Annotated in this window: 11 protein-coding genes and 1 other annotated feature (1 of these 12 running past the window's edge); all 11 genes read right to left on the bottom strand. The window is 44.9% G+C overall.

The genetic code is table 11. The features are described 5' to 3' along the window. Window positions 1-16: 16 nt before the first annotated feature. The 11 genes from carB to ileS all read right to left on the bottom strand — a co-directional run bounded on the left by carB (window position 17) and on the right by ileS (window position 15,913). Window positions 17-3,223, bottom strand: coding sequence for a carbamoyl-phosphate synthase large subunit (gene carB / locus NSQ26_RS03510; RefSeq protein ID WP_499719147.1), 3,207 nt, complete (start codon window positions 3,221-3,223; stop codon window positions 17-19). Beyond that, complete coding sequence (carA, locus tag NSQ26_RS03505; RefSeq protein ID WP_499719146.1) at window positions 3,202-4,320, bottom strand: glutamine-hydrolyzing carbamoyl-phosphate synthase small subunit; 1,119 nt, start codon at window positions 4,318-4,320, stop codon at window positions 3,202-3,204. Before carA ends, carB begins: the two co-directional genes overlap by 22 nt. Next, window positions 4,313-5,590, bottom strand: coding sequence for a dihydroorotase (gene pyrC, locus NSQ26_RS03500; protein WP_499719145.1), 1,278 nt, complete (start codon window positions 5,588-5,590; stop codon window positions 4,313-4,315). Before pyrC ends, carA begins: the two co-directional genes overlap by 8 nt. Window positions 5,591-5,608: 18 nt before the next feature. Beyond that, window positions 5,609-6,502, bottom strand: coding sequence for an aspartate carbamoyltransferase catalytic subunit (locus tag NSQ26_RS03495; protein ID WP_090776024.1), 894 nt, complete (start codon window positions 6,500-6,502; stop codon window positions 5,609-5,611). A gap of 9 nt (window positions 6,503-6,511) precedes the next feature. Continuing rightward, window positions 6,512-7,828, bottom strand: coding sequence for a solute carrier family 23 protein (locus tag NSQ26_RS03490; protein ID WP_090776023.1), 1,317 nt, complete (start codon window positions 7,826-7,828; stop codon window positions 6,512-6,514). A gap of 130 nt (window positions 7,829-7,958) precedes the next feature. Then, window positions 7,959-8,489 carry a bifunctional pyr operon transcriptional regulator/uracil phosphoribosyltransferase PyrR gene (gene pyrR, locus NSQ26_RS03485; RefSeq protein WP_090776022.1) on the bottom strand — a complete coding sequence of 177 codons (531 nt, stop codon included), beginning with the start codon at window positions 8,487-8,489 and terminating at the stop codon, window positions 7,959-7,961. A gap of 182 nt (window positions 8,490-8,671) precedes the next feature. Next, window positions 8,672-9,583: an RluA family pseudouridine synthase gene (locus NSQ26_RS03480; protein ID WP_499719144.1), complete on the bottom strand. Its 912-nt coding sequence runs from the start codon at window positions 9,581-9,583 to the stop codon at window positions 8,672-8,674. After that, window positions 9,580-10,038 carry a signal peptidase II gene (gene lspA, locus NSQ26_RS03475; RefSeq protein ID WP_090776020.1) on the bottom strand — a complete coding sequence of 153 codons (459 nt, stop codon included), beginning with the start codon at window positions 10,036-10,038 and terminating at the stop codon, window positions 9,580-9,582. Before lspA ends, NSQ26_RS03480 begins: the two co-directional genes overlap by 4 nt. A gap of 101 nt (window positions 10,039-10,139) precedes the next feature. Next, the gene (locus NSQ26_RS03470; protein WP_245701198.1) at window positions 10,140-10,700 is read right to left on the bottom strand and encodes a TraR/DksA C4-type zinc finger protein; all 561 of its coding nucleotides are present in this window, start codon (window positions 10,698-10,700) and stop codon (window positions 10,140-10,142) included. 227 nt (window positions 10,701-10,927) lie between these two features. Then, window positions 10,928-12,808, bottom strand: a complete 1,881-nt coding sequence (locus NSQ26_RS03465; RefSeq protein ID WP_499719143.1) for a bifunctional 2',3'-cyclic-nucleotide 2'-phosphodiesterase/3'-nucleotidase — start codon at window positions 12,806-12,808, stop codon at window positions 10,928-10,930. Window positions 12,809-13,144: 336 nt separating this feature from the next. Next, complete coding sequence (ileS, locus tag NSQ26_RS03460; RefSeq protein WP_499719142.1) at window positions 13,145-15,913, bottom strand: isoleucine--tRNA ligase; 2,769 nt, start codon at window positions 15,911-15,913, stop codon at window positions 13,145-13,147. A 51-nt stretch (window positions 15,914-15,964) separates the two neighbouring features. Then, window positions 15,965-16,118 (bottom strand) — a binding site (T-box leader) (it continues 73 nt past the right edge of the window).

Genomic DNA, 16,118 nt, shown 5'->3' with positions numbered 1-16,118 from the left:
CCATTTTCCTGATCGATTATTGGCTTCCATGTGCATTTGAGAGTAAAGGCATGCTCTCTGAAGAAAATGTGATTGATTCAAGTACACTTAACAATGCCGCCGCTGTATCAATGGACGTCATGCAAACGACACCGTTTTCGACAGACTCACGACGAATACGGAAACCATCGCGGGCAGGTTGTTTTCCGCGTGTTAGTGTATTAATGACAAAATGCGCCTCGCCACTCCGGATCGTGTCTAATAAGTGGGGTTTCCCTTCGTTAATTTTGTTCACGGTTTGCACAGAAATACCGGCTGCTTCAAGCGTCCGTGCCGTACCAGCTGTCGCCATTAAGTGATAACCAATTGTATGAAAACGACGCGCAAGATCGAGGGCTTCTTCTTTGTCTTTGTCCGCAACTGTAAACAGCACCGACCCGTGAGTAGGAATCTTCATTCCTGCCGCAATTAACCCTTTGTACAATGCTTTTTCGAGCGTTTGATCACGCCCCATCACTTCCCCAGTTGACTTCATTTCAGGACCGAGAGAAATATCAACACGGCGTAATTTGGCAAACGAAAACACTGGCACTTTTACCGATACTTCTTTGGCTTCTGGATGATAACCAGAATCGTAACCAAGGCTTTGCAAACTCGCTCCTAACATGACATGTGTCGCTAACCCAGCCATTGGCACACCGGTAATCTTGCTTAAAAACGGCACCGTTCGGCTTGAACGTGGATTCACTTCAAGCACATAAATTTCATCTTGATGCCATACAAATTGGATGTTGAGTAAGCCAATAATGTTGAGTCCTTGTGCTATCCGGGTCGTTCGTTCAATGATGCGTTCTTTCAAATGAGCTGGCACAGTTTGTGGAGGATAAACGGCAATCGAATCACCGGAATGGACACCAGCACGTTCAATATGTTCCATCATCCCAGGGATGTATACATCTTTTCCGTCACTAATAGCATCCACTTCTAACTCTTTTCCTGTCAAATAGCGGTCAACGAGCACAGGATGCTTCGGGTTTACTTTCACCGCTGTTTGCATGTAACGCAACAACTCTTCCTCATGGTAAACAATTTCCATTGCACGCCCACCAAGGACATACGAAGGGCGAACGAGCACAGGATAACCAATTTCCCGGGCAATCGCGACAGCGCCATCAACAGATGTCACTGTCTTCCCAGGAGGTTGGGGAATATCAAGCGCAAGCAATGTTTGTTCAAACTTGTCACGGTCTTCTGCGCGATCCATGTCTTCAAGGGCTGTCCCGATAATCTTGACCCCGCGACGCGCTAATTCATCCGCTAAATTAATCGCAGTTTGACCACCGAACTGAACCATCACCCCTTTTGGCCGTTCACAATCGACAACATTCATCACATCTTCTACTGTTAACGGTTCAAAATACAACTTGTCTGATGTTGAGAAGTCTGTTGAAACTGTCTCTGGATTGTTGTTCATAATAATGGCTTCATAGCCCGCTTCTTTAATCGCCCATACCGTATGCACAGTCGCGTAGTCAAACTCAATTCCTTGCCCAATCCGGATCGGTCCAGAACCAAGGACGAGGATGCTCTCTTTTTCCGTCCGGATAGACTCATTCTCCTGCTCATACGTACTATAAAAATACGCTGTCGGCGAAGCGAACTCAGCTGCACATGTATCCACCATTTTATAAACAGACACGATCCCTGCTTTTTTTCTCGTTTCATATACCATCTGCTCTTCTATTTGCCATACACGACTTATATGCGCATCTGAAAAACCCATCCGCTTTAAGCGATATAACAAGCTTAAATCTTCCTTTGCTTCCACCACATAAGGCTCAAGGGCAACGATACGCGCTAGTTTTTGTAAAAAGAAGCGATCAATTTTTGTTGCTTGCCAAATTTCATCTATCGACACTTCTTTCCTTAGTAAAGAAGCAATTGCAAACAAACGTTCATCATCAGCATGAGAAATTTTTTCTAACAATGCTTTGCGACTTTGTTCTTCGAGCGCTTCATCCAATACATGATCATAACCACCTTCTAGGGAACGAACTGCTTTTAAAAGTGACTCCTCAAGTGAACGACCAATTGCCATCACCTCACCTGTCGCTTTCATTTGCGTACCTAACTTTCGGTTGGCGGACTCAAATTTATCAAAAGGCCAACGTGGAATTTTGGTCACGACATAGTCTAAAGCAGGTTCAAAACACGCATATGTCGTCTCCGTGACAGGATTTTTCAGCTCATCTAGATGATAACCGACAGCAATTTTCGCTGCCATTTTTGCAATTGGATAGCCGGTTGCTTTGGACGCTAGCGCTGACGAGCGGCTAACACGCGGATTTACTTCGATGATATAGTACGCATCACTATCAGGATCAAGCGCAAATTGGACATTACAGCCACCTTCGATGCCAAGTGCACGAATAATATTTAATGAAGCATCTCGTAACATTTGATAATCTTTATCTGATAACGTTTGGCTTGGCGCAAACACAATTGAATCGCCCGTGTGGACACCGACTGGATCAAAGTTTTCCATATTACATACAACAATCGCTTCATTTTGCGCATCACGCATGACTTCATATTCAATTTCTTTAAACCCAGCGATGCTACGCTCAATTAAACATTGCGTGACAGGGCTATATTTCAGGCCGCTCGTGACGATTTCTTCCAGTGACTCCTCGTCATATGCAATACCACCGCCTGTACCCCCGAGTGTATATGCTGGGCGAATAATGACCGGATAACCAATCTGTTTAGCAAAATGTGTTGCCTCTGTCAATGTATGAACGATCTCACTCTCCGGAACAGGTTCTCCGAGTTCATGCATCAATGCCCGAAACTGCTCGCGGTCTTCAGCTTGTTCAATCGCACTTAGTTTTGTGCCAAGTAATTCTACCTCGTAGGCATCAAGCACTCCTTCTCTGTGAAGCTCAAGCGCCAAATTTAAACCTGTTTGCCCACCTAATGTTGGTAATAACCCATCAGGTCGTTCTTTCCGAATGATGCGACTGACAAATTCAAGCGTCAATGGTTCAATATACACACGGTCGGCCATTGTCGTATCTGTCATAATTGTTGCAGGGTTTGAATTCATTAAGATCACTTCATATCCTTCTTCTTTTAACGCTTGGCATGCTTGTGTACCGGCATAATCAAATTCCGCTGCTTGTCCAATGACAATCGGACCAGACCCAATGACTAAAATCTTTTTTACATCTGTGCGCTTTGGCATATACGTTCCACTTCCTCTCGTCTTGTCTCAACATGTTGCACCATAAGTTGGAGAAACTCATCAAACAAATAGCCCGCATCATGTGGTCCAGGTGCTGCTTCTGGATGATACTGTATGCTAAATGCTAAAACAGACTTATGGGTAAGCCCCTCAATCGTGCCATCATTTACGTCTACATGGGTTACTTCCAAGTCTGTTTCCATTAAAGAATGAACATCAACGGTATAGCCATGGTTTTGTGAAGTAATCTCAATTTGTCCCGAAGCTAACTGCCGGACCGGATGATTCGATCCACGATGTCCAAATGACAGTTTACTTGTCGTTGCGCCACATGCAAGAGCAAGCAATTGATGCCCTAGACAAATCCCAAACAGAGGAAGTTTTCCAAGCAATGCCTTGATCGTCTCAATTGTTTCCGGTATATCCGTCGGATCCCCCGGTCCATTAGAAACTAAAACACCATCGGCACGTAGGCGTAAAATCTCTTCTGCTGGCGTGGTGTATGGCACGACAATGACATCGCAGTGACGTTCAATGAGTGATTGTAAAATACCATGCTTCATGCCACAATCAATGAGCGCAACCCGCTTGCCTTTTCCAGGAACATGATAAGGCGTCTTTGCAGAAGCACGCGCAACTTGATCTCGGCGTGGCGTCTCTTCTCGTAACATGCGTGCCACTTCTGTCGTGTCTACTGTCAGATCGCATATGCGGCCGCGCACTGTCCCGTGCATACGAATTTTTCGTGTCAACATACGAGTGTCAATGCCAGCGAGACCGGGGATGTTTTTTGCAACGAGTAAGTCATGCAGTGATTCTTTCTTTCTCCAATGACTAGGCTCATGCTCTACTTCTCTGACAATCACACCTGAAATCATCGGTGCAAGCGACTCAAAGTCATCACGGTTTATGCCGTAATTACCAATGAGTGGGTACGTTAACGTCACAATCTGATCACAGTAAGATGGATCAGATAAAATCTCTTGATAACCGGTCATTCCTGTATTAAAGACGACTTCTCCACTTAAGCTTACATCTGCCCCGAAACCTTCTCCTTTGAAGACGGTGCCGTCTTCCAGCACAAGTTGTTTATTCATTGGTTGTTCGCTCCCTTTGGAAAACCTTTTTACCACCCACGAAGGTAGCAGTTGGAACACCTGTACAATGCCATCCATGAAACGGTGTGTTTTTTCCCTTTGAAAAAAATGTCTCTCGGTTAATCGTTTCCTGTGCGTTCGTATCTAAAATAACAATATCCGCAGGTGCCCCCTCATTCAGCGTGCCGTATGGCAATCCAAACGTTTTGGATGGTTTCACTGTGAACCAATCAATGAGTTGTTTCAAGGTCCACTTGCCCGTCTGAACAAAATGCGTATGCAACAGTGGAAAAGCTGTCTCCAAGCCAACAATTCCAAACGGCGCGCGCGCAATTGTCGTCGCTTTTTCCTCTGCTGTATGCGGAGCGTGGTCTGTCGCAATAAAGTCAATCGTCCCGTCCAAAAGCCCCTCAATTAATGCTTCACGATCCTTAGCACTGCGTAAAGGAGGGTTCATTTTATAGTTTGTATCCACCCCAACAATATCCTCTTCACATAAAAGCAAATGGTGTGGCGTCACTTCAGCAGTCACATGAATGCCTGCTCGCTTCGCATCGCGAATCACACGCACGGATTCTTTCGTTGACACATGACATACATGGTAATGCACGCCTGCCGCCTCTGCCAACAACACATCTCGGGCAATATGCACCGCTTCACAAACAGACGGAATACCAGGTAAGCCATGAGATGCGGCATAGCGTCCTTCGTGCACAGCCCCTCCTTGAATGAGTGTATTGTCTTCACAATGAGCGACAACAGCCATGTTTAAAGCTGCTGCTTGTTTCATGGCTTTTAACATCACCCCGGCCGATTGCACCCCAACACCGTCATCCGTGAAAGCAAATGCCCCAGCCTCTTTTAAACCAGCAAAGTCGGTTAACTCCTCTCCTAATTGCCGTGTTGTAATCGCTGCATATGGCAATACGCGTACATGCGCAGCGCGCTTGATTCTTTCTTGTAAATCGATCATGTGAGAAACTGAATCTGGCACCGGGCGCGTATTAGGCATTGACGCCAACGTCGTGAACCCACCACGAGCAGCCGCTTTTGTTCCTGTTTCAATCGTCTCTTTCTTTTCCCCACCTGGCTCCCGTAAATGAACGTGCACATCCACAAATCCGGGACTTACGATCATCCCTATAGCATCAAATGTTTCATCTGCCTCGTTCAATTTGTACGTGATTTCACCGTCTTTCACGTAAACATCCTTTACTTGTTTCTGTCCATTCTCATCTAACGTAAAACCGCCTGATATTTTTATGACCACCTTGAACCGCTCCTCTCTTTATTCAGCTGCTTCATTACACAGTGCGCGCTTTAACGCGGCCATTCTTACAAATACACCATTCTCACTTTGTTTGAATATACGGGAACGTTCACACTCGACAAGTGTTCCTGCGATTTCCACATCGCGATTGACAGGTGCAGGATGCATAATAATGCTATCGTGCTTCATTTGCTTTTCTCGCGCCACGGTTAACCCGTGTAACATATGATAAGTTTCTTTTGAAAACGCTTCTTGCCCGTCATGCCGTTCGTGCTGCACCCGTAAAAGCATGAGCACATCCGCTTCCTTCACTGCTTCATCCATTGTCACATATGGAAAATCATGTACAAAAGTGCCCATCCATGATTGCGGACCGCTCACATACACATCTGCACCAAGCCTTTTCAACACATCCGCATTAGAACGTGCTACCCGACTATGAAGCAAGTCCCCAACGATGACCACACGCAGCCGACGGAATGAACCAAATTGTTGCTTGATTGTCAGTAAATCAAGTAATGACTGGGTCGGATGATTACCACAGCCATCACCGGCATTTAAAATGGGGATCTCAATCCCTTTTAACTGCTCATAAAAGCGGTCCTTTGGGTGACGAATGACAAGTGCTGCCACCCCGAGTGATGCTAACGTTCGAGCAGTGTCATAAAGAGACTCGCCCTTTTGCACACTTGAATGCGCGACAGAAATATTTAATGTATCTACCCCTACTTTTTTCTCCGCGATTTCAAAACTGCATGATGTGCGCGTACTCGGTTCAAAAAACAAATTGGCGACAAACGTTTGCTTTGCGACGTGCCACGACTCTCCGTTAGCAAATGCCTCTGCTTCGTTTAAAAGGGATTCAATCTCATGGCGTGTTAATTCGCTAAGTGCTAACAGGTCTTTTTTCATCGCTGCCTCCTATATTCGTTTTGTGTTCATTTGAGAATCAAACATCGTTTCTTTCCCATAGCTCGCCTTGCGATTTGGCAATACTGCATGCAAACATAAACCAACGACAGCCGCAAGCGACATGCCAGAGAGCTCAAAATGTGTGGTGAAGCGAACCGTTGCACCGCCAATGCCAATGACAAGAATGACAGCAGCAATAATCATATTTCGCTTCTCCCCGAAATCAACCCGGTTATCAATGAGCATCCGTAAGCCTGCCGTAGCAATAACACCAAATAGTAAGATTGACATGCCACCAATCACCGCCGGTGGAATCGAAGAAATGACTGCGGCAACTTTTCCGCTAAAAGAGAAGCCAATGGCGAACAACGCCGCTCCTGCGATGATAAACACGCTAAACACCCGTGTGATTGCTACAACCGCAACATTTTCACCATATGTTGTATTCGGTGGTCCTCCAATCATTGCCGCAATCATCGTTGCTAGTCCATCACCGAATACAGTGCGATGCATCCCTGGCTTTTCTAAAAAGTTGCGCCCTGCCACTTTGCTCAACACCATTAACTGACCCATATGTTCGGCCAATGTCACAAGTGCCACCGGTGCAATTAGGACGATAATGGTCCAGTTAAAACTCGGTAAATAGGTGATGTAAGGAATCATTAAATCGGGTACGGCAAACCAGCTTGCTTCTCGAACTGGTTGTAAATCAATCAAACCTTGCCATAGCGCAACGAAGTAACCCGCCACTAGTCCAAGTAAAACAGGAATTAAGTTTAAAAAACCTTTGAAGTACGCAGCGGCAATGATCGCCACCCCTAATGTGACCGCAGCCACCATCACATGCGTTAAGCTGTATTGGTCGGTTCCCGGCATATACATTGCATTTCCTACGGCTGTTGTTGCAAGTCCTAATCCAATGACAATAATAATCGGTCCAACAACGACTGGCGGCAACACTTTTAACAACCAGCGTGCGCCAAAGAACTTGATCGCAATTGCCACACCGCCATAAACGACACCGGCAAAAAAGCTCCCGATCATCGCCCCTTCTGGTCCGCCAATCTCTTGCGCTGCAATGATTGGATAAATAAATGCAAACGAAGAACCTAAGTAAGCAGGAACACGCCCTTGTGTCACAAGTAAAAAAGCAAGTGTTCCAAGTCCACTCGATAACAGCGCTGTTGCAGGGCTCATGCCAATGAGTATCGGAACAAGGACTGTCGCGCCAACCATGGCACATAAATGTTGTAAACTGAAAAATAACCATTGTTGCAGATTAGGAATTTCACGAATTCCTAATCGCATTGAACGTGATTGTCTCATTGGTATACTCCTTTATATTTGCCATATAAAATACCCCCTGTAAGTACAGGAGGCACGTGAGAACAAGGGCAGCCAAAATGAGCCACACCGTTCCTCTTGTTAGCCTCACTGGACTCGATTTAAAGAGGAGTTATTCAATTATTACTGCGTCAAGTGCGTCAACCTCATTGACGTTCGCTGCGATTCTCTCTTGACGAGCGGTCGGCACATTTTTTCCGACATAATCTGGACGAATCGGTAGTTCTCTATGACCACGATCCACCAATACAGCTAGTTGAATGGCTGCTGGTCTGCCAATATCCATTAATGCATCTAAAGCGGCACGTACCGTTCGACCTGTATACAACACATCATCGACCAAAATAATCGTTTTTCCATCAATTTTACCAGGAATATGACTTCCTTGTAATATTGGCTCATGTGTTGCTGTTTTCATCGTTAAATCATCACGGTAAAGTGTAATATCAATTTCCCCAACTGGCACCGCAGCCCCTTCAATTTCTTCAATCCGCTGCGCAATGCGTCTTGCTAAATAAATGCCACGTGTTTTTATCCCAACCAATACAATGTTTTCTGTCCCTTTGTTTCGTTCAATCACCTCATGAGACATCCGCGTCACTGCGCGTCGAATCGCATCTGCATCTAATATTACTCTCGACATTTGCTAAACCTCCTGTTCCGGATACACGTAGAAAATAAAAATTCCCTTGTCCGTCATGAGGACAAGGAAATTTTAGGCAGCACAATGACACAGCTACCTAGCCGTTACCTTCCCAGCCTCACAGGACTGTATTTAAAGGATCCTATTCATTTCATCTAGTATCGCAAACTTCACATTGCTTGTCAAGCTTTTTCGCGCAACTGCTGCAACAGCGTATGCATATCCTCTGGGATAGGCGCAAAGAAACGTAGCGCTTCTCCAGTTCGAGGATGAGAAAAACCGAGAATCTCTGCATGAAGTGCTTGTCCGTCAATCGGTAACGTTTTTTTACGACCATACTTCGCATCTCCCGCGACTGGATGACCAATATACGCAAAGTGAACCCGAATTTGATGGGTGCGACCTGTCTCTAATTGACATGATACATAGCTATAATGCGCAAACGTCTCGTCGAGCGTAAAATGCGTCACTGCATTTTTACTATTCACATGCGTCACCGTCATTTTTTGTCGGTCACGTTGGTCACGACCGATTGGCGCATCAATTGTTCCTTTTGCATGAGGAATGACGCCGTGAACTATGGTCTTGTACAATCGTTCCGTCGTTTTGTCTTTCAACTGCGCTGATAAATGCGCGTGCGCAAACTCATTTTTCGCAACCATTAACAAGCCCGATGTGTCTTTATCAATCCGATGTACCAATCCAGGACGCACATGCTCATCCATACTCGGTAAATGCCGACAATGGTAAAGCAACGCATTGACAAGTGTGCCACTTCGGTGTCCAGGCGCAGGATGCACAACCATGCCGCGAGGTTTGTTCACAACCATGACATCTTCATCTTCATAAACAATATCAAGCGGGATGTCCTCAGATTCAATCACTGTTTCTGATGCTTTTGGAAAAGCAAAATCAATGTGATCATCTATTTGTACTTTATAATTTGGTTTGATCATCTGACCGTTCACTTTCACTGCCCCATCGTGAATCAAACGTTGCACAGATGTTCGTGAAACATCTTCAACCAAGGTCACCAACAAGCGATCAATTCGTTCCTCATGTTGTTCTTCTGTTACTGTCCACGAAAACGTCATTGACTTGTTCCCCTTTTTTCTTTCCATGTATCCATTAAGATCTGAAGTAAAAATAAACCTACACCGACAGATAGTGAAGCATCAGCAATATTAAAGATCGGAAAGTTGCCGAATGTGTCAATAAAATCCACCACTTCCCCTGCTAATAGACGATCAATAAAATTACCAATTGCGCCTCCTAGTACGAGACCTAGCGCAATTTTTAGCAATCGCTTTGATTTTGCTTCCGTTTGAATTAAATAAATAATGACACCAATTACGCCCACTGTCACAATATAAAAAAACCACATTTGTCCCGATAAAATTCCAAACGCCGCCCCATCATTTCGATGAGAATACAAAGAAAGCACATGACCGAGAACTGGAACTCTCTCACCAATCTCCATGTGCGTGACAACAAGCCATTTTGTCCACTGATCCAGTGCGATGATTACCAATGCGATGACGTAAGCCAAGCACGCCCGCCCCCTTACACAATTAAGATGTATCCATAGTGTAACACATATTTCTCCGAAAGTCGCTCTGCAAAATGCGTAGGGAAACAAGCTGGTTATCTTTAATCTGGTTCTGGATAAGTCCGTGCGTTGTCGCGAGACTCATCAACAACCCTTTCTGATCCATGAAAACCAGTCATCCCTGTTGCTAAGCGCTCACCAATTTCTGCGCCTTCTTCCTCAGTCTCTCTTCGATCATTAAAATGACTCACACGCTCATATGCGTCGAATTCACGGTCTTCAGCAAAATAGTTGTTCGTCAATGTACCGACTTGTGGGACAACATGATTCGCTTTACTACGGTAAGCAGCGACTGTTCTTGCGGTAGGATACGCTTCAAGACGTTCATACGGAATCATTTCCCCCGTTTTCTCACATATACCGTATGTGCCGTCTGCAAACTTTGCTAACGCACGTCTCACTTCATGGAGCTCATCCTCCACTTGCTTGTGTAACACCGCGTCTCTGTCATATTCAAAGGATGCTGTTGCTGTATCAGCAGGGTGATTATCATAATGCGAAAGTTCTCCAGTATCATGCGAATTTGGCTCAGCCAAACGTGCTGTTAACGTCTCCGCTCGTGCCAACAATGTTTCCTTTAAATGTAAAAAATGCTCGTCCATCAACACCATCTCCTTTTCGATAGCATCACCGGATTTTAACAGATATTACCCACCAATATTAGCCAAACGAAACAAATGCCATCGACAAAATGTATATAGAACTCGAGAGTCTTTTCATCAGTCTCATGTGATCCAAAAGCAAAGAGAAAGCGAACGTTTATATTCTAAACTGTTCGCCCTCTCACGCCACTTCTTTTATTCAACTTACAAAAACAAAAAGAACTCTGCTATTGTACAAGCGGATGAAACTGGAAGCGACCTGTCGTGTCCTCAAGCAATTCGACAAAAGCAACGTTTGCTGTTTGATCTGCCAAACTTTCTCCAGCGATATCCGTTTCAAATACAATTTTTGCGTCCGTCTCAAAAGGAACGATTGACCAATTGTTTGATGCTTCCACATTTAATACGCCATCGTAATTTCGGATATAGTCAATAATTACTTCGCGGTTCTCATCTGTGGAAGCGAGCACCGTTTCTACATCCTCCAGGTGGTCTCCCCCTCCACCTGCGCGGTAATTATTTGTTGCCACGAGGAATTCATCCTCTGCTGTTACTTCTTTTCCTTCATATGTCAGATCAACGATACGTTCTCCAACAGGCTTTGTCACGTCAATTTTGTATGCTACGCCCTCAATGGTATCAAAATTAAAGCTGGCAAAATCAGTATCGATCAAAGGTTGCTCTTCAGAAGAAGCTGGATCGATTTGTAAGAAGTTTTCTGCAGAACGCTCTAGCCATTTTTGAAGCGCCATACCATTTACCTTGACGACATGCAGCGTGTTAGGATAGACATAAATATCGTTGACATCACGAATCGCGATTTCACCAGCCCCAACGTCTGTATAATCCCCACCACGTCCGGCTCGGAAAGGCGCAGCAGCTGATAGCATTGGCATCTCTTCATATTCTGTTCCAGCAAAATTGCGCTTCATGTAATCTAATTGTGCTTCATTCACTAATTGAACGACCTCGTTATCCATGATGCGAGAGAAAAACGTGTTCAAATCTTTCTCTACTTCCCCGACAGGACGATTGACATACGCTACCGCCGCCTCATGCGTTTCCTTAACAAGTGCCACCATATCAGGATGTGGATCATACTTCGCCGTTTCTTTCACTTTGCTATCAAACGAAACGACTTCCCATGCGCCGTCTTTATGACGAAGGTCGAGTTCAATCACACCTAAGTGGTTACCCCAAGACCCGGGCATGACCGCCGGTACACCGTTAACGGTTCCCTTCTCTACATCAACCCCATCAATGTCAGTGAAGTCATCTGATCCGGGGAACACATAATGCTGATGACCAAGAATCATCGCATCAATGCCTTCTACTTGAGATAGCTGATATGCAGCATTTTCACTTGCCTCATCATTTGGATCAATGCCCGAATGAGAGAGCGCAACAACAAGATCAGCGCCTTCTTTCTTCATTTTGGGAATGTATTTTTCAGCTGAATCAATAATTTCCTCAACATAAATGTTCCCTTCTAAATGCACAGCATCCCACGTCATAATTTGTGGTGGCACAAATCCGATCACACCGATACGCAAAGTTTCCCCACCGATTTCTTTTTCAATGATCGTATAAGGGTCATAACGCAATTCATCTGTCCCTTCATTGTAAACGTTTGCACTTAACCACGGGAATTTCGTTTTCGCAATCGTATCATCTAAGTACGTCAGCCCAAAATTAAACTCATGATTTCCTAGTGCTGCCGTATCGTATTTCATGAGGTTCATCGCATCCATAATGTCATGCGGCTCGTCCGCTTTGACCGGATTAACACTAGAGAGAACCTCTCCTAATACACTCCCTTGGATCATATCCCCGTTATCTAATAAAAGTGTATGCTCATGTTCATTACGAATTTCTTCCACTAGCGTATGTGCTTTCGCCAAACCAAAAGAGTCATCCACTTCATCCACCATATAATCGTAGGGCATCATATGGGCATGAACATCTGTTGTGCCCATGATCACGAGTTTCTCAGTGTCTTCTGCATTTTCACCGCTCGATTCTTTGCTCACTTTGTCACTCTCACCACCACATGCAACAACTACGAGTGAAGTGCTAAGCATGATCGCCGATAACAGCCATTTTTTCATAAAAAATCCCTCCTAAATGTTAAACCAGTAGATCAATAACAAAATGCATACATCAACAAAAAATCATACAGCTCGTAGATTTCATCTGCAAAACCTCCATTCATTATGGTACACCTTTATTGTATATGAAACGGCTTACAACTGGGGAAAGTATCAAAAAATGTCGATTTTATGTAAAAAAATTAGTAAAACATCAGCCCAATGCAAGATGAGACCCACCATATTTGAGTCACAAATCTTGGTGGGTCAATGATTGCATACACGCTGTACACTCTAAAACGTGCTCTTCCGGTCGAAACCCGAGGTGCGATTTAACTTCCCGACACGCATCATTTATCAAGCATCAAGCGCCAATTTTTCTACTGTTTCCGCACACGGTGCACATAGCGATTCGTGTGCCGCCACCGTACCTACAGTCTGATTTACTTGCCAACAACGCGCGCAAGTCTCTCCAGCTGCTTTCTTCACGAGGACAGCGAGTTGCTCAAACTGATGGGCTGCTTCTGGTACGGTTTGTTCTGGTGCAGCCACCTCAACCTCCGATACAATAAACAGCTTTTGTAAATCAGCCGTGCGCCCAAGTAATTCACGTACTTCTCCTGTTGGATACAACGTCAACGATGCTTGCAACGACTTGCCAATCACTTTCTCATTTCGCGCTTCTTCCAATGCTTTTAATACGTCATCACGCACGTTCATGAGCCTATGCCATTCAGCTTTCAAGCCTGCGACATTTTGTTGTTGTTCCGCCGTTGGCATATCGGTTAATTGCACACTTGCTTCAGCGACGCCAGGAATGTTTTCCCATACTTCTTCTGCTGTATGCGGCAAAATCGGCGCAATTAATTTCGATAAGGTTACCACTGCTTCATACATGACCGTTTGGAATGCCCGTCTTTCCGGGTCATTTGCTGGCGCAATATAAAGTGTATCTTTGGCAATATCCATATAAAACGCACTAAGTGTGACCGTGCAGAAATTGCGGAACTCATTGTACACTGTCACAAATTGATATTCGTCATAACCTTGGCGTACTTTTTCAATCAACTCTTGCAATGAAACATACATGAACTGATGAACACCGCTCAGTTCACTCGGTGCAATTCGATCTACCTCAGGGTTAAAATCATGCAAGTTCCCAAGCAAAAAGCGGAATGTGTTGCGGATTTTCCGGTACGCTTCTGCGACTTGTTGTAAAATGTCTTTTGAAACGCGCACGTCCGCTCGGTAATCAGATGATGCGACCCATAAACGCACAATATCTGCACCTAACTGCTTCGTTGCATCTGCCAAAGAAATCACATTTCCTAGCGACTTGCTCATCTTCCGCCCTTCGCCATCCATCGTAAACCCATGACTTAATACAGTTTTATAAGGCGCAACCCCATTGATTGCCACTGACGTTGACAGTGAGGAGTTAAACCAACCTCGGTATTGGTCACTTCCTTCAAAATAAACATCTGCCGGAAACGTCAAATCTTCGCGTTCTTTTAAGACCGCTTCATGAGAAGAACCAGAATCAAACCAGACATCCATGATATCTGTTTCTTTCGTAAAGTGACCATTTGGACTATGTGGTGATGTAAAATCAGGTGGAAGAAGGTCTTTTGCTTCTCGCTCAAACCACACGCCCGATCCGTGTTCGCGGAATAACTGGGCGACATGCGCAATGGTTTCTTCCGTGATGATTTCCTGCCCATCTTCTCCATAAAAAACAGGAATTGGCACGCCCCACACACGCTGACGAGAAATACACCAATCACCACGATCACGCATCATGTTAGCAAGTCGTGTTTCACCCCACTCAGGAAACCAGTTTGTATCCTTGATCGCCTGTAACAATTGCCCACGAATTTTTTCAATCGAGGCAAACCACTGTGCTGTTGCTCGGAAAATGACTGGTTTTTTCGTCCGCCAGTCATGTGGATAAGAATGGGTCATAAACGACAACTTCAAAAGTGAACCGTTTTCCGTCAATTTTTCTGCCACTTGCTTATTAATGTTGTCATAAAATTCACCCGTAAAACCAGGTGCTTCTTCCGTCATAACGCCTTTTTCATCCACTGGACATAACACATCTAATCCATACTTCTGACCAACAACAAAGTCGTCTTCCCCATGACCTGGCGCGGTATGCACACATCCTGTTCCGGCATCGAGCGTCACGTGTTCCCCGTTCATGACAAGCGCTGTTCGCTCATAGAACGGATGCTTCGCAGTAATATATTCAAGTGCGCTTCCTTTCACTGTTTTCGTAACAGTCGCATCTTCCCAAGATAGTTCTTTCTTTAACGTATCAAGTAAACCACTTGCAACAACATACGAGCGTCCATCTACTGCAACAACGCTATAATCTAAATCCGCATGTACTGTAATCCCGAGGTTGGCTGGGAGCGTCCACGGTGTCGTCGTCCAAATCACGAAGGCATCATCTTCAGACAAGACACCTTTCCCGTCCATAACTTGAAAAGAAACATAGATAGATGGCGAACGCTTATCATGATACTCAATTTCTGCCTCTGCCAATGCAGATTCAGACGACGGCGACCAATACACCGGTTTTTTTCCTTTGTAAATATAACCTTTACATGCCATCTCGCCAAATACTTGAATTTGCCGCGCCTCAAACGACTTATCGAGGGTCACATACGGATTGAACCAATCACCAAGCGCGCCCAGACGCATAAATTGTTCCCGTTGCCGCTCAATTTGCGTCCAAGCATATGCCTCACACCGTTCACGAAACGCTTTTGTGCTCATTTTTTTGCGATCCACTTTTTTATTCTTCGTCAATGCTGTTTCAATTGGTAATCCATGCGTATCCCAGCCGGGCACAAATGGTGCTTGAAAACCAGTCATTGATTTATAACGCACAATAAAATCTTTTAGCGTCTGTGTGAGTGCATGCCCCATATGCAAGTCACCATTGGCATAAGGTGGACCGCCATGTAGGATAAATAAAGGTCGCCCTTCCGTTCGTGTCTGCACTTGCTTATACATATCGGTCTCACGCCATTTTTCTTGTCGTTTCGGCTCACTATTTGGTAAGTTCCCTCTCATCGGAAACGCCGTCTTTGGCATTAATAATGTATGCTTATAATCCATCTCGTCGCCCCTTTTCCATATCTCATTAAAAACAAAAAAGCCCTCATCCCGAAAAGGGACGAGAAGCTTTTCCCGTGGTACCACCCTCATGAGAGCAACAACTCCCACTCATACACTGGTAACGCGGATGACGCGCCATGCATTACAAACCTGTCCCGGCATTCATGCATAGAACTAAAGGGTGATTTTCAGTAAACGAACAAAT

It is taken from the genome of Bacillus sp. FSL W7-1360 (assembly GCF_038592975.1).
Classification (GTDB): domain Bacteria; phylum Bacillota; class Bacilli; order Bacillales; family Bacillaceae_D; genus Shouchella; species Shouchella lonarensis.
This window is presented reverse-complemented; position numbering and strand designations above follow the sequence as displayed.